The sequence below is a fragment of the Aromatoleum aromaticum EbN1 genome, assembly GCF_000025965.1.
In the GTDB taxonomy this organism is placed as follows: Bacteria; Pseudomonadota; Gammaproteobacteria; order Burkholderiales; family Rhodocyclaceae; genus Aromatoleum; species Aromatoleum aromaticum.
In genome coordinates, this window is sequence record NC_006513.1 from 3,417,778 (window position 1) to 3,442,923 (window position 25,146).

Genomic DNA, 25,146 nt, shown 5'->3' on the forward strand with positions numbered 1-25,146 from the left:
GCCCCCGAAAGGAATACATGACCTGTCAGGTCAGTGTGTAGTCATGCTGGCTATTTGCGTAATCGACAAAATGATGGATCGACCGCGGATTGGCCATTGCATTGAGGTTGGCGGCCTTGTCGGCCGGAACCCCCATCAATATCTTGCGTACCGGTACCTCCATTTTCTTGCCGGTGAGGGTGGCGGGGATTTCCGGTACCTGAATGATCTTGTCCGGCACGTGGCGCGGCGTATATTCCTTGCGCAAGCGGTCGCAAATGCGCCTCTCGATGTCCTTGTCCAGAGTCAGGCCATTGGTGAGCCTGACGAAAAGCGGCATGAAGAACTGCCCATGCGGCAAATCGAGATTGACGATCAGGGCATCGTCGACCTCTTCCAGGGTCGCCAGCGCCCGGTAGATCTCGGCGGTACCGATGCGTATCCCCTGCCGGTTGAGGGTGGCATCGGAGCGCCCCAGCACGAAGCAGCCGCCGCGCGCGTTGATGCGGAAGAAATCGCCGTGACGCCAGACTCCGGGGAAATCCTCGAAATAGGCCTCGCGGTAGCGCGCATTGCCCTCGTCGTTCCAGAAACCAACCGGCATCGAAGGCAAGGGTTCGGTAATGACCAGATCCCCCACCTCGTCGATCACGGACTCGCCGCGATCGTTGAACGCGTAGGCCGCGACGCCGAGGGAGCGCGCCTGGATCTCGCCGGCATAGACGGGCAAGGTCGGGACGCCGCCGACAAAGCCGGTGCAGCAGTCGGTACCGCCACTGCCGGTGGCAATCCACAGGTCTTTCTTGACGTTTTCGTAGAACCAGGCCGTACATTCGGGCGAAACGGGAGAGCCCGCCGGCATGATCGCGCGCAGTTTCGTCAGATCGAACTTCTTGCCCGGAACGATCCCGGCCTTGCTCATGATGTCGACATAGGTCGGGCTGGCGCCGAAGAAACTGGCGCCGCAATCCTGGGCCATTTTCCAGAGCACGTCGGGTTCGGGGTAGGCGGGATTGCCGTCGTAGAGTACCGGGCAGGCGCCCGCCAGCAGTGAACTGGCGACCACATTCCACATCATCCAGCCGGTCGTCGTGAAGAAGAAGGTGCGCTCGCCGGGGTGAACGTCCATGTGGAAGCGAAGCAGCTTGTTCTGCTCCAGCAGGATGCCGCCGTGGCTATGGACTATCGCCTTGGGCAAGCCCGTGGTGCCGGAGGAAAACAGGATCCAGAGCGGGTGAGAAAAAGGTAGCTGCGCAAATTCGAATTCCTGCGCCGGAACCGGCTCGTGGTTCATCAGCGCGTGCCATTGCAGGGCACGATCGACCGGCGGCGCCGGGTCCTGTGCATTCAGGTAGGGCAGATGAACGATGTGTTCCAGACTCGGCAATGCGCCGATGATGTCCCGTAGCTCTGTCCGGCGGTCGAAGGCCTTGCCGCCATAGCGGTAGCCATCCACACAGAAAAGAACCTTGGGCGACAGCTGGGTGATGCGGTCGAGTACGCCACGCGATCCGAAATCGGGCGAGCAGCTCGCCCAGACGGCGCCGATGCTGGTGGTAGCCAGCATGGCGATCATGGTTTCAGGAATATTGGGCATGTAGGCGACGACACGGTCGCCCGGCTGCACTCCGAGTTCGCGCAAGCGGGTGGCGAGAATACGCACCTGGCCGGCGAGGTCTTCCCATGCCATCCCGGTCAGCGGTGTGGTTTCGCTCAGAAACATGACGGCATCGGTGCCGGGGCGTTCCTGGCGCAGCACGTGCTGCGCGTAGTTGAGACGCGTCTCCGGGAACCACTCCGCGCCGGGCATGGCGCGGTCGCCAAGAACCCGGGACCACGGTGTTGACGATTCGAGGGAAAAATATTCCCACATCGAGCGCCAGAAGCCTTCGACATCTGCGACCGACCAGCGCCACAGCGCATCGTAGTCGTCGAACACCAGCCCGCACTGGTCGCGCAGCCAGTTCTGGTACGTTGTAATATTGGCATTCCTCACCCAGTCGGCGCTGGGCGTCCACAACAACTCGCCTTCCTTGATCATGAGTCCATTCCGTTTTCGTTAAGTCAGTGTGTTATTCGCTCAGACCGTGACCACGACCTTGCCCAACTGCTGATTTCCCTCCAGATAGCGGTGGGCTTCGACGATCTTCTCGAGGGAAAATGTCCTGTCGATCTTCGGCTTGAGCACGCCGCTGCGCAGTCCCTCGCGAATGAAGGCCTCGGCGCGCGCCAGGCGGGCCGGGTCATGGATGATTTCGAATACCAGATAGCCGCGCAGACTCAAGCCACGGCCCACCGCAAGACCGAATGGAAATGGCGTCTGGTGCGCTTCTCCACTCAGGTTGCCGTAGAGCACCAGCGTGCCCTGGCATGCCAGGGCGGATACCAGCGGGAGAATGCTCGGCCCACCCACCGGATCGAAGACCATACGCGCGCCGTCCCCGCCGGTGATGCGCATCACCTCGGCGGCAATGTCCTGCGCCTGGCTAACGATCACATGGGCCGCACCGGCCGCTTGCAGTTCGGCGCGTTTGGCCTCGGTGCGGGTGACGGCAATCGGCACGGCGCCGACGCTGTTGGCGATCTGGATGGCAGCAAGACCAACGCTGCTGGAAGCGGCGGTAATCACCACCGCATCGCCCTGGCCGAGCCGGACCACGTCGATCAGGGCGCCGTATGCCGTCAGGTAGGGCATCCAGACTGCCGCGGCTTCCGCCGTGCTCAAGCCGGGCGGACGCTTGACCACCGCGGCGGCGGGAACGATCGCCTGTTCGGCATAAACACCGTAGCGGTTCATCGAAAATTCCGGGATGACGCAAACCGCTTCGCCGATTTCAAAGCCGCCAACGCCTTGGCCCAACGCGTCTACCGTGCCGGCGGCCTCATAGCCCAAGCGGGCCGGCAGTTGCGCCTTTTCGATGTACTGGCCCGCACGGAAGGCGGCCTCCGCCCGGTTCAGGCCGATCACCTGAACGCGAATGCGCATTTCCCCGGGGCCGGGCTCGCCGACCTCGAGGTCTTCGATCTTCAGTACCTCGGGGGCTCCAAACTCATGAAACCGCACTACACGCGCCATGTCTTTCTCCTTGTCCGATTCTTCAATTGAAAACAGGCGCACTATTTACTGTAGAAGCGCCTCGTGCGGCCTCCCACCCTTGGCCATCGCTCGCAGCAAACGTCGGCCACGTGCGTTCCCACGTGGTCGACGAATAAAAGGGGGTGATCGAGTCACCCAGATCCTTCTGAGGAGAAGAAAACCGTGGGCTCCCTGTCGGACGTTCGATCCCTTGGCAGGCAACAAGAAAAAGGTGCATGACCAGCTCGCTCAGGCCACTTCGACCAGCGCGGAGACGGTGGGCATCCGCGTCTTCGGCGACAGCAAGAAATGCCCCAGCGCGGGCAGCAGGATCAGCGCGCCGAGCATGTTCCAGACGAACATGAACGCGAGGAGTATCCCCATGTCGGCCTGGAACTTGATCGGCGAGAAGGCCCAGGTGGCAACCGCGATGCCCAGCGTGATGCCGGTGAGCACGACGACCTTGCCGGTGAAGATCAGCGCCCGGTAGTACGCTTCGGACAGGCTCATGCCGTCCTTGAGGCGCGCCAGCGTCACGGTCATCACGTAGAGCGCGTAGTCGACGCCGATGCCCACGCCCAGCGCGATCACCGGCAGGGTCGCGACCTTGACGCCGATGTTGAGCGCGACCATCAGCGCCTCGCACAGCACCGAGGTGATCATCAGCGGCACCACCGCGCACACCACCGCACGCCACGAGCGGAAGGCGATGAAGGCGAGCACGATCACCGCCGCATAGACCAGGAACAGCATCTGCACGTTGGCCTTCTTCACCACGATGTTGGTTGCCGCTTCGATGCCCGCGTTGCCCGCCGCGTTCAGGAAACGCACCTCATCGGTGCCATGGCGCGCGGCGAAGGCTTCGACCACGTTGACCACGCTAGCGAGCGTATCGGCCTTGTGATCCTTGAGGTAGGCATAGACGGTGAGCAGGTCGCAGTTCTGGTTGAACATCTCCCGCGGGGCGCGGGTGATGATCGCGTTGAGCATGTCCTGCGAGCGCGGAATCTCGAACCACTTCAGGCTGCCCTCGTTCATGCCGGCGTTCGACGTCTTCGCGAGGCCGGCTAGCGAGCTGGTCGCCTCCACTCCCGGCAGCTGCTGCAGCTCGCGCTCGAGCGCATCGACCGCCATGAGCGTGTCGTACTGGCCGCAGGCATATTGCGGCGTGCGGACCATGACGATGTACACGTCGCTGCTGGCCGCATAGTTGGCAGTCATGAACGCGTTGTCGCGGTTGTAGCGCGAGTCCGGGCGCAGCTCGGGGGCGCCGGGATCGGTGTCGCCGATCTTGAGCTGAAAGCTCACTGCAAGGCCCACCACTCCCATCGCCAGCCCTGTCAGCACCGCGATGCTGGCCCATTTGCGCTGCGTGAACAGATCGAGGAAGGCCCAGAACGGATGCTTGCCGTGCCCGGCATCCTGCGCGTCGCGCAGCTCCGCGCGCAGGCTGCGCTGGGCAGCCACCGGGCTCACCCCGGTATAGGACAGCAGGATCGGCAGCAGCACGAGGTTGGTGAAGATCAGCACCGCGACCCCGATGCTGGCGGTGATCGCCAGATCCTGGATGACCTGGATGTCGATCACCATCAGCACCGCGAAGCCGACCGCGTCGGCCAGCAGGGCGGTCATCCCGGCGAGGAACAGGCGGCGGAAGGTATATCGTGCCGCCACCAGGCTGTGCGTGCCGCGCCCGATGTCCTGCATGATGCCGTTCATCTTTTGCGCGCCGTGGCTCATGCCGATGGCGAAGACGAGAAAGGGCACCAGTACCGAGTAGGGGTCGAGCTCGTAACCGAGCGTGGGCAGCAGGCCCAGCAGCCACACCACGGCCACCACCGAGCACGCCACCACCAGCAGCGTGCTGCGCAGGCAGCGGGTGTACCAGTACAGCACGGCGGTGCAGATGACGATCGCCCCGGCGAAGAACATCATCACCTGCTGCAGGCCGTCGATCAGATCGCCCACCACCTTGGCGAAACCGGTGACGTGGATCCTGATCTTCTCCGACTCGTACTTCGCGCGCAGCACCTCGATGCGCTTTGACAGCGCGTGGTAGTCGATCCGCTCCCCGGTCTCGGCGATCTTGTCCTGCAGCGGGACGAAAATGATGCTCGACTGATAGTTGGCGGCGACCAACTGGCCGATCTCGCCCGAGCGCTCGACGTTGACGCGCACCTGCTCGATCGATTCGGGCGAGCCGTCGTAGTCGTCCGGAATCACCGGCCCGCCGTCGAGCCCTTCCTCGGTCACGCCGGTCCAGCGCACGGCGGGCGCCCACAGCGACTTCATGTAGGGCCGGTCGACGCTCGGCATCAGGAACAGCTCGTCGCTCATCTTGCGCACGGTATCGAGATACTCTGCGTCGAAGATGTCCCCTTCCGTCGCCGCCACGGCGATGCGCAGGCTGTTGCCCATGCCCGCGAGCTGGCTGCGGTTGTCGAGGAAGTTCACGATGTAAGGGTGGCTGGTCGGGATCATCTTGTCGAACGCGGCGTTCAACTTGAGTCCGAACGCCTGGTAGCCGAGCACCAGCGTGGCCAGAAAGCACAGTGTGACAATGACCAGGCGGTTGTTGAAAAGCGCGCGCTCGGCAAACGAACCGGAGCGTGTATCGAAGTCTGCGAGATCGACAATGACCGCTTCGGCCGGAAGTGAATGTGCAACAGCCATTATTGATTTTCCGTAACAACGAGTTGAGCTGCGTCGACGCGGCTCAGGCCGCGTGCTCCGGACATGACGAGTGCTCCGTCGTCGATCTGCACCAGCGCGGTGACCGCGTTGGGGGCCTTTGCTTTAAGTGCGCTGAAACTGCGCCCTTGGTCGTCGCTGCGCAGCAGGCGGCCGCTTTCGTCCGCAAGCACGACGGCGCCGTCCTTGAGCCGCACCCCACTTGTGATCGTAATGTCGTGATCGAGGGCGATTTGTGTCCAGGCCGTGCCCCCGTCCCCGCTGCGCCAGACATTGCCCCTCAAGCCGTACGCCAGAACGGTGTCTTCAGCGAGCGAAAGCGCACCAAAGAACGTGCCGGGGTAGGGCGTCCTGACTTCGGCGAAGGACAGTCCGGCATCATCCGAGCGAAACAGCGCCCCCTGTTCTCCTGATACGAGCAGCCGGGCACCGTCGGCACGAATCTGATAAAGGTGCTTGCCGCGCGGATTCGGCAGACGTGCCATGAAAGCCTGCCAGGACTGGCCTCCATCCTCGGTGGCAAGGGCGAGTCCGTAGGCGCCGACCGCATAGCCGCGACGTTCGTTCGTGAAACTCACGCTCAGCAGCGGTTTGTCCGGACCGTCTTCGACCATCCTCTGTGCGTCGCGCAGCAGTCGCTCGGCGCCTTCCCTGCCGGTCGCTTCAAGGGCCTCGGCTTCTTCCAGCACCCGTTGCGCCGCCTGCCGGCCATCAAGCTGGCGCACCCAGGTTTCGCCGCCATCCCGGGAATGCAGCACGACGCCGCTGTGGCCGACCGCCCAGCCCAGTTTGTCGTTGACGAAGCAGACAGCGGTCAGCGCCACGCTCGACGGCACCGAACCTGCCTGCCGCCAGGTTTTACCGCCGTCGTCCGAAAGGAGCACTGTTCCCCGGGGGCCCACTGAAACCAGGCGATCACCCGCCCGTGTAACCGCCAGCTGGACAGCGCTGGTGGCACGCACATCTATGCTTGCCGCCACCTCCATCAGATCCGGCACAGGCTGGCCGGTAGGCGCCGCCACCGCAAGCTGACCCATCAAACTCAAAAGGGTGGCAGCCATCAGGGGCCGCACCGCAGTGTTCAGAACCATGTTGCCTACTCTCATTCGCGCTTCGCCACGCCAGGGCAGACCCTGTGGATCCGCGCGGTGGACGGAGCGTCGTTCAACAGCGAAAACCTCAGCCTGAAAATCAGGGGCCTGCCTGCCCGCGGCCAGGCAGGCCCTTGGACGACTGTCAAGCAGCCAGGCGAGATCAGCGTGAAGCGTCGGCGGCGACGGCATCTCCGGTGAAATATGTTTCTGGCTTTGGAGATATGGTTCTATAGTATTCGTCATTAACAAATACCGTGGCGGCATAGGTGGCAGCCTGAAGATTGAACACAATGCTAGGTTTCATCACCACTGCTGGAATGGACGGCACGAAGAAGGGAAACACTTGCGAAGCCCGCCATAACTTTCCTTCTGCATCATACCCATCGACCATGCTGATAATCCACGTGTCCTCATCGAAATAATAACGGCGTTTGGGCACCGCATGACGTTTCCCCGAAACCACGGTGGCCTCGACCTCCCAGACTCGGTGCAATTCCCATCGCACCTTATCCGGGTTTAGGTGAAATTTGCTAAAGATCTCATTTTCCTTGGCCGTGACCAGCTCATTATTGTTATACGGAATGTACATCTCGCGCTTCCCTACGAGTTTCCACTCGTAGCGATTCGGCGACCCCATGAATCCCATGACTTCATCGAAATAGTTTGCGCCGGACGATACAAAATCTGGCGTGTCATAAGCGACCGTAGGCGCTCGCCGCACACGGCGTTGACCAACCAGATATTGCCATGCTTGACGTGGGTTTTTGGGGTCAATACTGTCACGAAAGACTAAAGACTCCCCAACTTTAAATTGCGGTGCGGTCGTGCTGAAACGATTTAAAAGATACTCTCCAGACCAATTTTCCAAAGTTCCATTTTTATAGAAATAAGGATGCTGATGGACATCTTCGCTCCTGGTAGCCATCGTCCTCGACCCATCCGCCGAACCTACCAAGTTCTTAAACACGAATTCAACAGATTCACTCTCGACCCGCAACAAATGATTCCATACGACATCGACCCCCTCTTTCGGCACCGGAAATGGGATTCCCCCAAAACAACCTTCAACCGAATTCCCACCTTCGGTCGTCTTGCAGTTGGTTGCATTCTTGAAGGTATTTGCCGCCACGTGCTCCGGCACCGTCGCCGTGCGATGGGTTGGATAGACGTCGACACGGAACGTGTCCGGGTATTTCTTCAGCAGCGCCTGCGTGCCCTCGGAGAGCTTGTCCGCATGCTGGGCCATGTTGGACGCGGTGATTTGAAAGGCCGGCTTTTCATTCTGGAAAAGGTTCACCGGAATGTCGCCCACCTTCGGGCCCGCGACCGGGCCGGTGTGCCCCCCAGTCCACGCCGGGATGGTGCCCTCCTTGTTGCCGGCTTTTTCTCCGCCGAGCGGCGTCAGCGAGGTTTTCAGCTTGGCGGCTTCGTCTGCGCTCACTGCGGCCATCGTGCTCTGCATGCCTGCGCTCAGCGCCAGGATAGAGACACACAGCAAGGTCTTTTTCAGCATCTTGATCTCCTCGGTCGTTTTATAAGAATCAGAACGTGCGCTGAAGCGTGAGCGACACGAAGTCGCGATCGCCGTGGAAATTGTCATAGGACAGCTCTCCTGCCGGATTGACGATCGAGCCCGAGGAACCGATGTAGTGGGTGTAATTCAAGCCGCCCTGCCAGGTCTTTCGGTAATCGGCCTTTACGCCAATGCTCAGGCTGCCGCCATTTTCAGACGGGAACAGAACGCCATTCACGGAGGAGCGCCCTGCCAGGCCATAACTGACCCCGATCGGCACCTGCAAATCAAGTCCGGGAGCGACCTGGAAATATTCCGGGGTAAAAACGAACTGGATTGCGCTCGCTTCACGCGTGGCATTCGGGTCGAGCACTGCCTTGTTGTCGGTGACGCTCAACACACGGTTGTAGGCAAACTCCCCCACGAAGGCTGCGCCCTCCCAAAGCGCATTGGCCGGCAGAACGGTGATCGCCGAAAGGCTCATATGCATCGTCTTGCCCTTCGGAAAGGTGGCGTTGTCGTCGTTGTCCGCCCCACCCAGCCCAAGGGTGACGTTGCCGGTGCCAACCAGCGGCTGATTTTCGCGGAAGGACAGTTCGCCGGAAACGTTCGTCTCCCCCAGCAGCGTGGCAAAGCTCGCCCCGACCGTGCGGATGTTTTCCGCAAAAACCAGGACGTAATCGCCATCCACGCCGCTGGCCGGATCGGCGTTCACCCCAGGCCGGATGTAGAACTGCGGCAGCTTGTCGTGGAACTGGGCGGCGTACAGGCCGTACTCGGTGTCGCCGGCACGGAATTTGACTTGTACCCCCCCTTGGCCGGAGTCCTTGGCATCCAGATCATCGCCCCGACGTAGCGTCCCGTTCGGTCCGAACGGTCCGTACAGGAACTCGCCGCCGGCCCCGGGGAAATCCGCGAACGCAAAATAGCTGCCTGCGCCCGGCAGTCGCGAATCGCGCCATTCGTACTGGTAATAGGCGCCGACCGAGATGTCCGGGCTGATCTGCAGTTGCGCCGAAACCTGCCCGACCGGGCGGGCGACTTCCTTGAACTGCGAGTTCGGCACCGACAGCGCACGGGCCAGATCGAGCGGGGTCTGTGCGCCCGCGATCCCGTTCGCACCGAAGAAAAGGGTTTCGCCGTAGAGCTGAGTGAAGCGCCCCGCCTTCAGGTTAAGGCCCTTGCCGGCAATGTCGGTTCGGCCATATACAAAGGCGTCAAGGAATTCCGCTTTCCGGCCGTGCAGCTTTTCAGTGGCCGTCGTGAACTCGTCGAAATCCGCGGAACGCTGGTTGAGGGACCCGGCGTGGCGTGGACTGCGGTCATTGGACTCGTTGTAAACCTGGTCGTACCAGGCTGCGCCGCTGACGCGGATGCCCATGTTGTTGCGGTAGCGCAAATCGAACTCGGAGAGCAGGTCAAACCGGTTCGAAATCAAGCCGCGGGCGAAATTACGGTCACCGTCATTGGTGTTGATCTGCGCGCCTGCATCCGAGGCCGGCCCGCTCGCGTCCTGCTGCTCGACGCGCCAGCTCGCATTGTATTTGACGGTATTGTCCCAACGCATCGACAGATCAGGGTTGCCTGTATCGATGGTGATGCCGAAAACTGCCCCCGAAACCGCCATGCCTGTGCAAAGGGTGGCGACGGCCTTGCTGACTGACTTGATTCGTAGCGTGCAATTGTGGTTAAGACGGGGCTGCTTGTCGTTCATGTCTTTGTCTTCCTCCTTGAGTAAATATAACTGCGTCTTTTTTTGCCTGTGGCCAGTCACGGCTGCAGGTTTGTTGCAGGAGCGTTTCGGATGGCCGGGTCAATGAACAGCAGCCATCCTCTTTAAATAATTTGGTGAATTGATCGAATGAACAAAGCTAGCCATCGACGGCAAGACGAGCCGGCGCACGACGAGCAAGACGGCGGTCGCGCCACTGCACCTGGTGAGCGCGTTTGCCGCCGACGTCGGGGTGGTGCTCGGGCAGACGGCCACCGCCGAGAAGTCCAACGAGATCACCGCGATTCCCGAGCTGCTCACCACGCTCGACATCAGGGGCTGCATCGTGACGATCGATGCGATGGGCACCCAAACGGCCATCGCCCGACAGATTCGCGAGCAGGACGGCCACTACGTGCTGTGCGTCAAGGACATCGTATATGGATGCGTAGCTGCGGGAGCCCTAGCTCCTTTTCCTGCGCGACAACCTCCCCATCGACGACAAAGCCTTACCGATCCCCTCATGATCACCCCCTGGCAAGATTAGATTGGTCTGGCGCCACCGAATGGCATACGCCGGTCTTGTTCCCGAAAGACACACCTTCGTCGAGGGAAAATATAAGGCGGCGACCTCCGGATAAACATCGGACAAAGTGGATTTTTTGTAGTCGAATTCCTTGCCACGCAATCGGAAAACGCCGATTGCACGGTAGGAATTGTCCGAGGTGAATTGACGAAAGTCGTCTGTATCAAATACGGAGAGGGGTGGCGCTCTGGCCGGCTTTCAACAGCTACGCAGGGCAATCGCACCTAAAATGCATAACCGATACAGGTAAACCGTTTACGATCATGCGCTTAGCGAGCCCCTGTTCACAACGTCATATTTTGTGTAGCTTACTGTCTTTTTGGGACGCCCATGAAGACAGGCCAGTTGATGCCCGTGAGCGAAGTGTTCGTGTCGGTACCCGACCCGCGCAGCAAGCGTCAGGCCCGGCACGATCTGTCCGAGTTGCTGACGGTGGCGGTGTGCGCGGTGCTGTGCGGGGCGAACGATTTCGTGGATGTGGCGCTGTGGGGCAAGTCCAACCTGGCCTGGCTGCGCAAGTTCCTGAAGCTCAAGGCGGGCGTGCCCTCGCATGACACGTTCTGCCGGGTGCTCGCGATGATCGATCCCGCGGCCTTCGAGGCGGCCTTTCTGCGCTGGGTGGGCGTGCTGGTGCCGGCGCTGGCGCCGGACAGCGTGGTGGCCATCGATGGCAAGACCAGTCGGCGCAGTGGCGGCAAGGATACGTCGGGGCCGTTGCACATGGTCAGCGCCTTTGCCGCCGGGATGGGTCTGGTGCTGGGGCAGCGCGCCATCGATCAGAAGAGCAACGAGATCACGGCGATTCCCGAGTTGCTCGCCATGCTGGCGCTCGAAGGCACCATCGTCACGATCGATGCGATGGGCACCCAGGCAGCGATTGCCCGCACCATCCGTAGTCGTGGCGCAGACTACGTGTTGTGCGTCAAAGACAACCACCCCACGCTGACCGACTCGATTCTGCTCACCCTGGCCGGCGTGGCGGAAAAGATCGCGCCGGCTTCGCATTTCGAAGAACAAACCAAGGGCCACGGCCGCGTGGAGGTGCGCCGCTGCTGGGCCTATGATGCGGTCAGCCAGTTGTACAAGTCCGAGCAGTGGGCCGGGCTGCAATCGTTTGCGCTCGTCGAGCGCGAACGCACCGTCGACGGCAAGACCAGCGTCGAGCGCCATTACTACATCAGTTCCCTGCCCGCAGATGCCGCCAGAATCGCGCAGGCCGTGCGCAGCCACTGGGCGGTCGAAAATCAGCTTCACTGGTCGCTCGATGTGCAGTTCAACGATGATCAGTCCCGTGTGCGCCGAGGCTATGCGGCCAACAACTTCGTGGTGCTGCGCCACATCGTACTGAACCTGCTGCGCCACAACACCACCCGCAAGGCCAGCATCAAGTCCAAGCGACTGCTCGCCTGCATGGAGGATGACTTTCGCGAAGAGTTACTTGGGTTGGCCATTTGAGCGCCTCGGGTTATGACAAGACGGTGCAATTGCCCTGAACAGCTACGCCGTCCGTTGCATCCTTCCTTTCGCCGCGCGCCGCCGGATTTATTTAACCGGCGGTAGGAAAATTCCTGGTCAAAGACTGCGCATATTCAGTTTCAGATTACAAAAAATCAGGGTTTTCCGATTTTTTTCCATATTCCCCCTACGTATATTCGTTACTCGTTACGCGTCGATCTCAAACAGCCGAAGTGGGTGGAGCTGCCGAAATGGTGCTCCTGCGCACCCTGCCACCGGTTCATGGACCGGATTGGCAATGAGGCTTCCGGGATCGGGGCGATTATCGAATCGATTTTCTGAACTGAATTTATCCCGGGCACCCCGGGCGCCAAATGAGGAATCCCGATGGACATTGATCTCGAAGAACTGGCAGCGATGGTGGAATTGCTGAAGGGGGCGGAGTTCTCCGAATTCCGTTATGAAAAAGGCGACATGCGGGTGACGATCAGCCGCGGTGGCGTGTCGGCGGGCGACGCTGCCGCACCGGTCTCCGTGCCGGCCACGCGGAGCGCTGCCTTGCCCGCTGCGCCATCCGTACAGCCGGCTGTCGTGTCACGCCCGGTGTCCGCGATGGCGACCCCGGAAGGTGCGGAAGTGGTGACGGCACCCTTGCTCGGCTCCTTCTACGCCCGCCCCAAACCGGGAGAGGCGCCCTTCGTGAAGGTTGGCGACAGGGTCGAGGCCAAAACGATTCTCTGCATTGTCGAGGTCATGAAGCTGATGAACTCGGTGGAGGCGGGCGTGTGTGGCGTGATCGTGGCGATCCACGCGGATGACGGGCAACTCGTCGAGTTCGGCCAGCCCCTGTTCAGCATCGCGCCGGGTGACGCCTGATGGCCATGCAGCGGGTTTTTGTGGCCAATCGCGGTGAGATCGCGTTACGCATCATCGATGCGTGCGACCGGCTGGGCTTCGAGACCGTCCTGGGCGTTTCCGCGGCCGACCGCCTGTCCTTGCCCGCGCGTCGGGCTGGCCGCGTCGTGACGCTCGGGGGGCCGCGCGCGACCGAAAGCTATCTCAACGTGCCGGCCGTCATCCAGGCCGCCATCTCCACCGGCTGCACAGCGGTGCACCCGGGCTACGGCTTTCTCTCCGAGCGTGCCGACTTCGCGCGTCTATGCGCCGCGAACGGATTGACCTTCATCGGTCCGCGCCCGGAGCAGCTCGAGGCGCTGGGCGACAAGATCAGTGCCCGTCGGCTGGCCGAGTCGGTCGGCGTGCCGGTGTCGCCGGGCGGGCCGACGCGCACCGCCGCGGATGCCCTGTTGCTGGCGCGCAAGATCGGCTTCCCGTTGCTCGTCAAGGCAGCGTTCGGCGGTGGCGGGCGCGGCATGAAGCAGGTTCATGACGAGGCCGGCCTGGCGGCGGCGTGGGAGCTGGCCTCGTCGGAAGCCTCGGCATCGTTCGGCGACGGTACGGTATTCATCGAACGCTTTGTACAGGCGGCCAAGCACGTCGAGGTGCAGATCCTCGGCGATGCGCACGGCCACCGCATCCACCTGGCCGAACGCGAATGCTCGCTGCAGTTCCGCTACCAGAAAATTCTGGAGGAGGCGCCGTGCGTTGCGTTGTCGGACGAGGCGCGTCAGCGCCTGCATGACTACGCCTTGCGTATCGCCGACGCGCTCGACTACGTCAGCCTCGGGACGGTGGAGTTCTTGGTCGACGTCGAGCGCGGCGACATCTGTTTCCTGGAGGTGAATCCGCGCGTCCAGGTCGAGCACCCGGTGACCGAAGCCGTCACCGGTGTGGATCTCGTGCGCGAGCAGCTGCTGGTTGCCTTCGGCGAACCCCTGCGATTGCGCCAGGAGGACATCCGTGTCGACGGCCACGCGGTCGAGGTGCGCCTGACCGCACAGGATCCGGCGCAGGGGTTGCGGCCTTCGCCCGGCCGGCTGACGCACTGGCGGCCGAGCCCGGTCGGCGGCGTGCGCTGGGACACGCACATGTACGAGGACTATCTGTTTCCCCCTTACTACGACGCGCTGATGGCCAAGGTCATCGCCCATGGGCCCGACCGGCAGGCCGCGCTGGCGCGGGCGCGGACGGCACTCGCCGGGCTGGATGTGCGTGGCTTGACGACGACACAGCCGCTGCTGCGGGAGATGCTCGATACCCCCGAGATCATTCACGACACCGTGACCACACGCTGGCTCGAGGATCGTTTCGCGAAGGAGGTTCGGTCATGACCGATGTTCATCTCGTCGACGTGTCCCTGCGCGACGGCAACCAGAGTCTTTGGGGGGCGGTCGGCGTCAAGACGCGCACCATCGAACGCGTCTGCCCGGCAATCGACCGGGTCGGCTATCGCGCGCTCGAGCTTTTGTCGAGCACGCAGGTTGCCGTCGCCGTGCGTTTCCATCGCGAGGATCCGTGGGCCCGGATCGACGCCGCCAGCCGTGCCGCGCCGCGGACGCCGCTGGGCTTCCTGACCACCGGCAAGCGCTTCATCAGCTTTTCGCGCACACCGGCCAACCTGTTCCAGCTGGCGTTCGACCTGCTGCGCCGGCACGGCGTGACGCGGATGTGGATCATCGACCCGATGCACGACATGGCGTCGGCCAGGGAAACGGCGCGCATGGCCAGGCGTGCCGGCTTCGACGAGGTGGTCGCTGGCATCTGTTACACGATCAGTCCGGTTCACACCGACGACTACTTCGCCGACCGGGTTGCCGAACTCGACGATTGCGAAGCCATCGACTCGGTTTACCTCAAGGATCCGGCCGGCCTGCTGACCCCCGCGCGGCTGGAATCCCTCGTCCCGCATATGCGTCAGCGCCTCAAGCGCCTGCGCATCGATGAACTGCATACGCACTGCAACACCGGTCTGGCGCCGATCACGCTGCTGACCGCGGCAGACCTCGGCATCGGCACGCTGCATTGCGCGCTGCCCCCCCTGGCCAACGGGTCGTCGCATGCCCCGGCGGCGCAACTGGTCGCGAACCTGCGTGCCCGCGGTCATCGCGTGGACGTGGATCTCGACGCGATGGAGGAGGCGTCCGCGATCCTGCGCCGTGAGGCGATGCTGCGGCGCCTGCCCTCGGGAGTGGTGCAGGCCTACGACGAGTCCTACTACCGCCATACCCTGCCCGGCGGCGTGATTTCGACCACCCGCCGCCAGCTGGCCGAAATGGGACGCGCCGATCTGATGCCTGCGGTGATCGAGGAAACCGTGCAGGTGCGCAGCGATCTCGGCTGGCCGATCGTCATGACACCGTTCGCCCAGTACATCGTCACGCAGGCCGCGCTCAACGTGATGGCCGGCGAACGGTACAAGCAGGTCAGCGACGAGGTGGTCGACATGCTGATGGGCGACTGGGGACCGATGCCCGGGCCGGTTAGCAGCGCGTTGCTGGAGCGGGCGCACGACTCGCCACGCGCGCGCAACCGGCATCAGGAGGCCGGGGCGCCGTCGCTGGACGAACTGCGCTCGCGCTTCGGTCGGGGTATTTCGGACGAGGACCTGCTGTTGCGCGCGCTGATGCCGGCCGAGCAGGTGGGTGCGATGGTGGACGAGCGCGAACGCGCCGGCATGGGCACGCGGGACCGCTCGCTGAAGGCCCTTGCGCAGGCGTTGGGCGACCGCAAGCGCCCGTTGTCGGTCAGCGTCTCCCATGGCGACACCCTGTTTTCACTACGCGGCAGCAGGCATACCGGGGAGGCGTCATGACGGATGTCCGCCCTGCCATGACCCGGCCGGACGCGGTGCGGGCCGCCGTACGGGCACGCGGCTGGGTGCTCGACGTCGATGGCTGTCTGGTACGTACCGCCACGGCGGGCGGTACGGGAGGAGTGCCGATCCCGGGGGCCGTCGAGCTGCTGCGCTGGCTGCGCCGCTCCGAACGGGATTTCATCGTGTGCACCAATGCGTCGCAACGTCCGGTGCAGGACTACGCGAAGCATCTGCGGGCCATCGGTCTCGATGTGGCCGATGGCGAGATGATGACCGCCGCCACCGCGGCCGCCGACCATATCGCGATACACCATCGGGGCCTGTCAGTGCTTGTCGTCGGCGACCGCGGCCTCGAAGCGGCATTGCTCGAACGGCAGATCGAACTCGCGCAACCGGGTGGTGCTCCTGCCGGCGTGGTGGTGGTCGGAGCGGCCGATGTGTATGCGTCGTCGGTGCTCAACGCCGCATGCCTGGCCATCGCCGACCACGGCGCGGCGTTCTACGTCACCGTCGATACGCCCTGGTTTCATGGCGGCATCGGTCGGTCGATTGCGTCCTCGTCGGCGATCGCCGCTGCCATTGCCGCCGTTACCGGGCGCAAGGCCGAGGTCTGCGGCAAGCCCTCACCGGCCATCGGCGAGGTTCTGCAGTCGCGGCTCGGCGGTGACGGGAGTCGCATCGTCGTCGTCGGCGACATGGCATCGATCGAAATAAGGCTCGCCCACCAGATGGGGGCGCTGGGTGTCCTCGTCATGAGCGGCGGTACCTCCGCCGCCGAAATTCCGGGCCTTGAACCCACGCACCGGCCGCACCTGCAGGTGGCCGACGTCGGTGCGCTCGTCGAACTGATAAAGACCATTGAGCCTCAAGGAGACAACAATGACCAAAGCACGTGACCGGTTTTCATTCTTCCACGAGGCGCAGGTGCCCGCAGGCGCAGAAGGCTGGCAGCGCATGTACCCGTACTTCCTCGTTTCGCAACCCGAAGGGCAACCGGCGGAAGACTCGCGCTTCTGGTTTGCGGATTCGATGCACTGGTCGCGCGCAGTCCATCCCTTCGACAGCATCGGTGCCGAGGCGGTGTACTACGGTGCGGGCGTCAACAGCGCACGCAGCATCGCCTTGCCCTCGGCGCTGGGCCTGGACGTGCGCATGGTCAACGGCTACGTATATATCTGCCCGCTGCCGGTGACCGATCCGGCCGAGATCGAGCGGCGCCTTGTCCTGTTCCAGGAGCGCGCGGGGTTCTACTACAAGAACTGGGATGACCTGTACGCGCGCTGGCAGGAGAAGATGCTCGTGGCGGTCCGGCGGATGAAGGCGCTGAAGTTCGAGCCGCTGCCGGAGTTCGAGCCGCTGGAGGTGGTTACTGAAGGCCGTGGTTGCTCGGTATCCTGGGATCTGGTGGAAAACTACCACCGCCTGATCAACGACTTCTTCCTTGTCTGGCAGTACCACTTCGAGATGCTGGGCCTGGGCTACGGCGCCTATCTCGTGTTCTTCGGCCTTTGCAAACAGGCGTTCCCGGAGATCGAGGACCAGACCATCGCACGCATGGTGGCGGGCGTCGAAGGCATTGCCTTTCGGCCTGATGACGAGTTGCGCCGGCTCGCCAAGCTGGCGGTGGAACTTGGTCTGGGCGAGGTGCTGGACAGCAGGGACAGCCCGGACGAGATCTTTGCCGCATTGAAGCGCCGAACCGGCGGTGAGCGCTGGATCGCGGAGTTCGAAGCCGCGCGGGATCCCTGGTTCGACTACTTCGCCGAATACGGCTTCATGCATGACCAGGAAACGTGGAATGGCAACCTGGTGATCCCGCTGCAGGGCATCGCCCGCTATGTCGGCCTGCTGCAAGCAGGGGAGGAGATCGACCGTCCGGTGGCCCGGCTGCAGGCCGAGCAGGATGAGATTGCCGGCGAATACCGTGCCCTGCTGACACCCGCGGAAGCCACGAAGTTCGACGAGGCGCTGGGTCTGTCACGCGCCGTCTTCCCGTTCATCGAGGAGCACAACATCTACGTCGAACACTGGTCGCATGCCGTGTTCTGGGAGAAGGTGCGCGAGCTTGGCCAGGTGTTTGTCAAGGCCGGTTTCTTCAAGGAAACGAACGACCTTTACTATCTGAACCGCTTCGAGCTCGATCAGGCACTGTTCGACCTGGTGGAGTCCTGGGCGATCGGCGTGCCGGCACGGGGTGTGCAGCACTGGCACGCCGAGATCGCCGAGCGTCGCAAGATCATGACGGCCCTGCGTTCCGCCTCGCCTGCGCCGGCATACGGCATCCCGCCCAAGGAAGTGACCGACCCGTTCGCCATCATGAACTACGGCGTGACGACCGAGCGCGTGGCCGACTGGCTCGATCAGACGGCGGGTTCCAACAACGATGGGCAACTCAAGGGCATCCCCGTGTCGCCGGGCGTGGTCGAAGGCCTGGTCCGCGTGATCCGCCACGAGGACGAACTCAGCCAGCTGTTACCGGGCGAGATCCTCGTGGCGCAGATTACCGCTCCGTCATGGGCGTCGGCGTTCTCGGTCGTTTCGGGTGTCGTGACCGACATCGGCGGGATGATGAGTCATGCGGCGATCATCTGTCGCGAATACGCCATGCCGGCGGTGGTCAGCACCGGGTTTGCCACGACGCGCCTGAAGACCGGTCAGCGGGTGCGCATCGATGGCCGCAAGGGCACCGTCACTCCGTTGTGAGAATGAGGAACCTATTATGTTGACGTTCAATTTCGACGATCCGCTGTCGGCAGATTTGAAACTGGTCGGCGGCAAGGCGCATGGCCTGGCCATGATGACGCAGGCGGGCATTCCGGTATCGCCCGGATTTACCGTCTCGACCACGGCTTACCGTGACTATCTGGCGACCATCGGCTTGCGGCAGCGCCTGGAATCGGTGCTCGGCGCGGTCGACCGCGTCTCGATCGATGCCCTCGACGATGTCGCGCGAACCGTCCACGGCTGGTTCGTCGACATGCCGCTGCCTGCCGGGTCGCATGCGGCGGTAGCCGTGGCATACGAGCGCCTGTGCGCATCGCTCGGGTTTCCGGAGGTATCGGTCGCGGTGCGCTCGAGCGCCACGGCGGAGGACTCGGCGGGCGCGAGCTTCGCGGGCGAATACGAAACCTTCGTCGGCATGCGCGGCTTGGCGCAGGTCGAGTTGCATATCCGCCTCTGCTGGGCGAGCGCGTTTACGGCGCGCGCGCTAAGTTACGCGTGGAAGAACGGGATCGATCCGCTCGACGTCGACATGGCCGTCGTCGTGCAGAAGACCGTGAACGCACGCGCCGCGGGCGTGATGTTCACGGTGAGTCCGCTTACCGGCGACCGTTCGCGTATCCACATCGAGGCGTCGTACGGGCTGGGGCTGGGGGTTGTCGGCGGTGAAGTGACGCCCGACCGCTATGTCGTGGCGAAGATCGAGGGTCATGTGGTCGACCGGGTGCTCGGTGACAAGCACCTCGAATACATCGGTGGTCAGGTGGCGACACCGGTTGATGTCGAGCGCCGCGGCAAACTGTGTCTGGATGACGAGGAGGTCATGGCGTTGGCGCGGCTGGGCAAGCGGCTGGAGCGCCTGAACGGCGCGCCGCAAGACATCGAGTTTGCCGTCGACCGCGAGTTGCCGCCCGGCCAAAACATCGTACTGTTGCAGTGCCGTCCGGTGACAGTCCTGCCGGGCAGGGGCGAGGCCAATCCGGTTTCGGCCGATGCACTCTCGCGCATGGCCGCGTCGGTGCTGGCAGCGGCGAAGCCGCATTGAACCTCGACAGAAAGCCGGAGGTCCGGCTTCTGTCGAGGTTCGGCCCCGCGGGGCCGTGTCCCGGCCATCGCTTCGTTATTGACGAATTGACAGGCCACATCGTGCATCGAAACGTGCAATCCCCGTTTCGATGCACGACTTCGCGCTGAATTGACGAACGAGCGAAACGTCCGGTCTTCGCCGCAATTCCGCCTCCGCATCGATCACGTCGCCTGACCCGGCCGTCCCGGGCAGGGCAATTGCACCGTCTTGTCATAACCCGAGGCGCTCAAATGGCCAACCCAAGTAACTCTTCGCGAAAGTCATCCTCCATGCAGGCGAGCAGTCGCTTGGACTTGATGCTGGCCTTGCGGGTGGTGTTGTGGCGCAGCAGGTTCAGTACGATGTGGCGCAGCACCACGAAGTTGTTGGCCGCATAGCCTCGGCGCACACGGGACTGATCATCGTTGAACTGCACATCGAGCGACCAGTGAAGCTGATTTTCGACCGCCCAGTGGCTGCGCACGGCCTGCGCGATTCTGGCGGCATCTGCGGGCAGGGAACTGATGTAGTAATGGCGCTCGACGCTGGTCTTGCCGTCGACGGTGCGTTCGCGCTCGACGAGCGCAAACGATTGCAGCCCGGCCCACTGCTCGGACTTGTACAACTGGCTGACCGCATCATAGGCCCAGCAGCGGCGCACCTCCACGCGGCCGTGGCCCTTGGTTTGTTCTTCGAAATGCGAAGCCGGCGCGATCTTTTCCGCCACGCCGGCCAGGGTGAGCAGAATCGAGTCGGTCAGCGTGGGGTGGTTGTCTTTGACGCACAACACGTAGTCTGCGCCACGACTACGGATGGTGCGGGCAATCGCTGCCTGGGTGCCCATCGCATCGATCGTGACGATGGTGCCTTCGAGCGCCAGCATGGCGAGCAACTCGGGAATCGCCGTGATCTCGTTGCTCTTCTGATCGATGGCGCGCTGCCCCAGCACCAGACCCATCCCGGCGGCAAAGGCGCTGACCATGTGCAACGGCCCCGACGTATCCTTGCCGCCACTGCGCCGACTGGTCTTGCCATCGATGGCCACCACGCTGTCCGGCGCCAGCGCCGGCACCAGCACGCCCACCCAGCGCAGAAAGGCCGCCTCGAAGGCCGCGGGATCGATCATCGCGAGCACCCGGCAGAACGTGTCATGCGAGGGCACGCCCGCCTTGAGCTTCAGGAACTTGCGCAGCCAGGCCAGGTTGGACTTGCCCCACAGCGCCACATCCACGAAATCGTTCGCCCCGCACAGCACCGCGCACACCGCCACCGTCAGCAACTCGGACAGATCGTGCCGGGCCTGACGCTTGCTGCGCGGGTCGGGTACCGACACGAACACTTCGCTCACGGGCATCAACTGGCCTGTCTTCATGGGCGTCCCAAAAAGACAGTAAGCTACACAAAATATGACGTTGTGAACAGGGGCTCGCTAAGCGCATGATCGTAAACGGTTTACCTGTATCGGTTATGCATTTTAGGTGCGATTGCCCTGCCGTCCCGGGGGAGAGCCGCTATCCGGACGTATCTCCCCGCCGGGTTCGGCCGGCATTGCAAATAGGAAATATCTTAGCTTTTTGCCAGGATCATTCTTATTCGCAGGTCCGGAATTCGATTACAAACAATCCTCCTTTTCCGATTTTTTTCGATATTGACTGATCGTATATTCACTTCACTTGCGGCGATTGGGGTGCATGCGGGCAGTACAGATTGAAAACCCGGTCTGGCAGGCGGAGACGGTCTGTTAAATACGTCGTCATTCTTGTGCGCCAGGCGATTACACGGCAAAGGGGGAATCATGGCAAAACGACTTGAAGGAAAGGTTGCAATCGTTACCGGTGCGGCGGCAGGCATTGGCAGAACTTTTTGCGTGGGACTGGCGGGCGAGGGCGCCCGCGTGGTGGCGGCTGATTTGCGCGACGTCACGGAAACCCTGGCGGAAATCAAGGCCCTCGATGGAACCGCGATGGGCGTTCAGATGGATGTTGCCAATCCGGAGGACGTGGCACGCATGGTCAAGCAGGTGACGGATATTTATGGCCGGGTGGATATTCTGGTCAACAACGCCGGCATCTATCCAACCAGTCCGATCGAGCAGATTTCCCTGGAAGACTGGCGCCGGGTGACGGCCATCAATCTGGACGGGCCGTTTCTCTGCTCCAAGGCCGTCGTCCCGATCATGAAACTGCAGCGGCATGGCCGGATCATCAACATGACATCCACCACTTTCTTCATGGGCGTGCCTAATTTCACCCACTACGTGGCAAGCAAGGGCGGCGTCATCGGTCTGGCGCGCGGCCTAGCCGGCGAGGTCGGCGAATTCGGCATCACCGTCAATTGCATTGCTCCGGGACTGACGAATACCCCCGGTGTTAGCGGTTCTCCCGACATATTGCAGACGTGGGACATGCTGGTCGAGGCCCAGGCGGTCAAGCGTAGGCAGGAGCCCCTGGATCTGCTCGGGCCATTGCTGTTCCTCGCGTCGGATGAGTCGGCCTTTGTCACGGGTCAGACCCTGTGCGTCGACGGCGGCTGGACGCGGCATTAACCACCTAATATACGAATCGGAAGGCGGTGCATATGGATGATCTCAAGAATACAGACGCAATCAGAACAGGCGTGTCATCGGCCTTTGACCAGAATCGGCGTGGCTTTCTGAAGCGAAGCGGGGCAGGCGCACTCTCGCTTTCCTTGTCTTCGTTCGCAGCCGGATTGGTGCCGGGTTTCGTGAATGCGGCGCAGGCCGGAAAACGGGGGCCGACATACGCGACTTGGGAAGACGTCTACCGCAACGAGTGGAAATGGGACAAGGTGACATGGGGTTCCCATTTGAATATTTGCTGGCCCCAGGGGTCATGCAAATTCTACGTCTATGTCAGAAACGGCATCGTGTGGCGCGAAGAGCAGGCGGCGCAAACGGCCGCGTGTAATCCCGATTACGTGGATTACAACCCGTCGGGATGCCAAAAGGGCGCGGCGTTCAACAACAACCTCTACGGCGAGGAGCGGCTCAAGTATCCGCTCAAGCGCGTGGGCAAGCGCGGCGAGGGCAAGTGGAAGCGCGTCAGTTGGGACGAGGCGACGGCCGATATCGCCGATGCGATCATCGACGGCATCGAGACCGAGGGGACGGATAGTTTCATCCTGGACTCTCCGCACGTGCACGCCGGTTCGGTTGCCAACTCCGGCGGCTACCGCATGACATACCTGCTGGACGGAGTTTCTCCCGACAACAACGTGGACATCGGCGATACCTACTCGGGAGCGTTCCACACCTTCGGCAAGATGCACATGGGGTATAGCGCCGATAACCTGCTCGACTCCGAACTCATCTTCATGACTTGCAGCAACTGGTCGTATACCTATCCGTCCAGTTATCACTTCATGACCGAGGCGCGCTACAAGGGAGCCGAGGTCGTGGTCGTCGCTCCCGACTTCAACCCCACGACCCCGGGTGCGGACCTTCATGTTCCCGTCAAGGTAGGCCGCGATGCGGCGTTCTGGCTGGGGCTTTGTCAAGTCATGATCGACGAGAAGCTCATCGACCGGCAATTCGCCAGCGAACAGACCGACCTGCCGCTTCTCGTCAGGACGGATAACGGGAAGTTCCTTAGTGCGGCCGACGTCGACGGCGGCCACGCGAAGCAGTTCTACGTCATCGACGAGAAGAGCGGGGCGCTGCGCGAGGCGCCGCGCGGCACGCTGCGGCTGGATGGTCCGGTGGCGCTGGAAGGGACCTTCAGCGCGAAGCTGAGGGACGGCGGGACGGTCCAGGTGCGGCCGGTATTCCAGCTGATGAAGGATCAGCTCGACAAGGAATTCACCCCCGAGAAGGCCAGCGCGAAGAGCGGTGCGCCGGCCTCGCTGATCCGCGAACTGGGGCGCAAGGTCGCGAAGAAGCGCACGTCGAGCTACATCGGCTTCACCGCCGCGAAGAGCTATCACGGTGACCTGTTCGAACGCAGCATGTACTTGGCGATGGCGCTGAGCGGCAACTGGGGTAAGCCGGGGACCGGCTTCTACTCCTGGGCCTACGCCGAGGACAACATGTTCTTCCTCGCCGTGATGAACAAGCCGACGGCGCAGGGCGGCATGAACGAAATGGCCGAAATGCAGAAGTCGTTCCACGAGCGTCTCAAGAAGGGGGATCCGACCTCCACCGACGAGATGGCCGACATCGAATTCACGAAGGCCGTGACCACCTTGATGGGCGCCGTACCGCCGGCGATGTGGCTGTACAACCACGCGGGCTACGACCAGCTCTACAACAACAAGGCGTGGGCCGATCCGTCGCTCAAGACGACTTTCGGCGGCTACCTGAAGGAAGCGGTGGACAAGGGCTGGTGGACGAAGGATCACCTGCGTCCGGCGCCGGACAAGACGCCGCAGGTCTACATGATGATTTCGCACAACCCGATCCGGCGCAAACGCAGCGGCGCGAAGTTGTACCCCGAAGTGCTGTTCCCGAAGCTGAAGATGATCTTCGCGATGGAAGTGCGGATGTCCTCGTCGGCGATGTACGCGGACATCGTCCTGCCCTGCGCGTGGTACTACGAGAAGCACGAAATCACCACCCCTTGCAGCGGCAACCCGTTCTTCACCTTCGTCGACCGGGCGGTCGCGCCCCCGGCCGAGTGCAAGGAGGAGTGGGAAGGCATGGCGCTCATCCTCAAGAAGGTGGGCGAGCGCGCCAAGGCCAGGGGGCTCACGGAATTCGTCGACCATTACGGTAAGAAGCGCCGCTACGACGAGCTGTATAGCAAGTTCGTCATGGACGGTCACCTGATAACCAACGAAGACTGCGTCAAGGAAATGGTGCAGATCAACGAAGCGGCGGAGGTCTTCCCCAAGGGCTACACCTACGAGCAGTTGAAGCACGACGGCCAGGTCAAGTTCACGAGCCTGGGGCAGTCGGTCGCCAAGTACGCCTGCGGCAACGAATACGACCCGACGAAGCCGTTCTTCCCGTTGCGCTGGCACGTCGATGACCGGAAGGTGTACCCGACGCACACCCGGCGGGCGCAGTTCTACTTCGACCATGACTGGTACCTCGAGGCTGGCGAGGCACTGCCGACCCACAAGGATCCCCCATTGATAGGCGGTGACCATCCGTTCCAGGTGACGGGTGGGCATCCGCGGGTGAGTATCCATTCCACGCATCTTTCCAATGCGCACTTGTCACGGCTTCATCGCGGCCAGCCGGTGGTGCACATGAATGACCACGATGCGGCGGAGCTCGGTATCAAGGATGGCGAGATGGTGAAGATGTTCAACGATTTCGCCGACTGCGAAATCATGGCGCGACTGGCGCCGAACATCCAGCCCAAGCAGTGCGTGGTTTATTTCTGGGAGGCTTATCAGTACAAGCAGTGGAAGCCTTACGACATCATGCTTATCGGTATGCCCAAGGCGCTTCATCTGGCGGGCGGATACGAACAGTTCCGTTATTACTACCTGAATGGAAGCCCGGCGCCGGCGACGGACCGAGGGGTTCGAGTAAACATCAAAAAAGCGTAATGGTTTCCGGAACTGTCACTGGAGG

Annotated in this window: 16 protein-coding genes and 1 pseudogene; 10 read left to right on the top strand and 7 right to left on the bottom strand. The window is 62.4% G+C overall.

The window, feature by feature from the left end; translation table 11 throughout:
• Positions 1–25 precede the first annotated feature (25 nt).
• The 6 genes from EBN1_RS16250 to EBN1_RS16275 all read right to left on the bottom strand — a co-directional run bounded on the left by EBN1_RS16250 (position 26) and on the right by EBN1_RS16275 (position 10,067).
• On the bottom strand, positions 26–2,020 hold the full coding sequence (locus EBN1_RS16250; RefSeq protein ID WP_011239058.1) for an acetoacetate--CoA ligase: 1,995 nt from the start codon (positions 2,018–2,020) through the stop codon (positions 26–28).
• 39 nt (positions 2,021–2,059) lie between these two features.
• The gene (locus EBN1_RS16255) at positions 2,060–3,055 is read right to left on the bottom strand and encodes a zinc-dependent alcohol dehydrogenase family protein (protein ID WP_011239059.1); all 996 of its coding nucleotides are present in this window, start codon (positions 3,053–3,055) and stop codon (positions 2,060–2,062) included.
• Positions 3,056–3,304: 249 nt separating this feature from the next.
• Positions 3,305–5,728, bottom strand: coding sequence for an efflux RND transporter permease subunit (locus EBN1_RS16260; RefSeq protein ID WP_011239061.1), 2,424 nt, complete (start codon positions 5,726–5,728; stop codon positions 3,305–3,307).
• Complete coding sequence (locus tag EBN1_RS16265; RefSeq protein WP_049780302.1) at positions 5,728–6,837, bottom strand: WD40/YVTN/BNR-like repeat-containing protein; 1,110 nt, start codon at positions 6,835–6,837, stop codon at positions 5,728–5,730. Before EBN1_RS16265 ends, EBN1_RS16260 begins: the two co-directional genes overlap by 1 nt.
• Before the next feature lie 163 nt (positions 6,838–7,000).
• Positions 7,001–8,353 (bottom strand): DUF1329 domain-containing protein, encoded by a 1,353-nt coding sequence (locus EBN1_RS16270; protein WP_011239063.1) that lies wholly within the window; start codon positions 8,351–8,353, stop codon positions 7,001–7,003.
• 28 nt (positions 8,354–8,381) lie between these two features.
• Positions 8,382–10,067 (bottom strand): DUF1302 domain-containing protein, encoded by a 1,686-nt coding sequence (locus EBN1_RS16275; protein ID WP_011239064.1) that lies wholly within the window; start codon positions 10,065–10,067, stop codon positions 8,382–8,384.
• 157 nt (positions 10,068–10,224) lie between these two features.
• On the opposite strand from EBN1_RS16275, the pseudogene EBN1_RS16280 reads away from it, so the two are divergent.
• From EBN1_RS16280 to EBN1_RS16315, 8 genes and pseudogenes are all read left to right on the top strand, one after another.
• Positions 10,225–10,497, top strand: a pseudogene (locus EBN1_RS16280) (ISAs1 family transposase); the annotation flags it as partial.
• Between the two features lie 483 nt (positions 10,498–10,980).
• Positions 10,981–12,105: an ISAs1-like element ISAzo3 family transposase gene (locus tag EBN1_RS16285; RefSeq protein ID WP_011235911.1), complete on the top strand. Its 1,125-nt coding sequence runs from the start codon at positions 10,981–10,983 to the stop codon at positions 12,103–12,105.
• A gap of 387 nt (positions 12,106–12,492) precedes the next feature.
• A complete protein-coding gene (gene accB / locus EBN1_RS16290) occupies positions 12,493–12,981 on the top strand; it encodes an acetyl-CoA carboxylase biotin carboxyl carrier protein (protein ID WP_011239067.1) in 489 nt (162 codons plus the stop codon).
• Positions 12,981–14,336 (top strand): acetyl-CoA carboxylase biotin carboxylase subunit, encoded by a 1,356-nt coding sequence (locus tag EBN1_RS16295; RefSeq protein ID WP_011239068.1) that lies wholly within the window; start codon positions 12,981–12,983, stop codon positions 14,334–14,336. The genes accB and EBN1_RS16295 overlap by 1 nt, the downstream gene beginning before the upstream one ends.
• Positions 14,333–15,817: a pyruvate/oxaloacetate carboxyltransferase gene (locus EBN1_RS16300; RefSeq protein WP_011239069.1), complete on the top strand. Its 1,485-nt coding sequence runs from the start codon at positions 14,333–14,335 to the stop codon at positions 15,815–15,817. Before EBN1_RS16295 ends, EBN1_RS16300 begins: the two co-directional genes overlap by 4 nt.
• Positions 15,814–16,716 carry an HAD-IIA family hydrolase gene (locus EBN1_RS16305; RefSeq protein WP_011239070.1) on the top strand — a complete coding sequence of 301 codons (903 nt, stop codon included), beginning with the start codon at positions 15,814–15,816 and terminating at the stop codon, positions 16,714–16,716. Before EBN1_RS16300 ends, EBN1_RS16305 begins: the two co-directional genes overlap by 4 nt.
• The gene (locus EBN1_RS16310; protein WP_041646519.1) at positions 16,700–18,523 is read left to right on the top strand and encodes a PEP-utilizing enzyme; all 1,824 of its coding nucleotides are present in this window, start codon (positions 16,700–16,702) and stop codon (positions 18,521–18,523) included. The genes EBN1_RS16305 and EBN1_RS16310 overlap by 17 nt, the downstream gene beginning before the upstream one ends.
• A gap of 16 nt (positions 18,524–18,539) precedes the next feature.
• Positions 18,540–19,586, top strand: coding sequence for a PEP/pyruvate-binding domain-containing protein (locus EBN1_RS16315; RefSeq protein ID WP_011239072.1), 1,047 nt, complete (start codon positions 18,540–18,542; stop codon positions 19,584–19,586).
• A 268-nt stretch (positions 19,587–19,854) separates the two neighbouring features.
• Here the strand turns inward: EBN1_RS16315 and EBN1_RS16320 are convergent, their stop codons facing one another.
• On the bottom strand, positions 19,855–20,979 hold the full coding sequence (locus EBN1_RS16320) for an ISAs1-like element ISAzo3 family transposase (RefSeq protein WP_011235911.1): 1,125 nt from the start codon (positions 20,977–20,979) through the stop codon (positions 19,855–19,857).
• Positions 20,980–21,402: 423 nt separating this feature from the next.
• Here EBN1_RS16320 and EBN1_RS16325 point away from each other — a divergent pair, with 423 nt between their 5' ends.
• Complete coding sequence (locus EBN1_RS16325) at positions 21,403–22,152, top strand: SDR family NAD(P)-dependent oxidoreductase (RefSeq protein WP_011239074.1); 750 nt, start codon at positions 21,403–21,405, stop codon at positions 22,150–22,152.
• A 32-nt stretch (positions 22,153–22,184) separates the two neighbouring features.
• Complete coding sequence (gene ebdA / locus EBN1_RS16330) at positions 22,185–25,121, top strand: ethylbenzene dehydrogenase subunit alpha (RefSeq protein ID WP_011239075.1); 2,937 nt, start codon at positions 22,185–22,187, stop codon at positions 25,119–25,121.
• Positions 25,122–25,146: the final 25 nt, after the last annotated feature.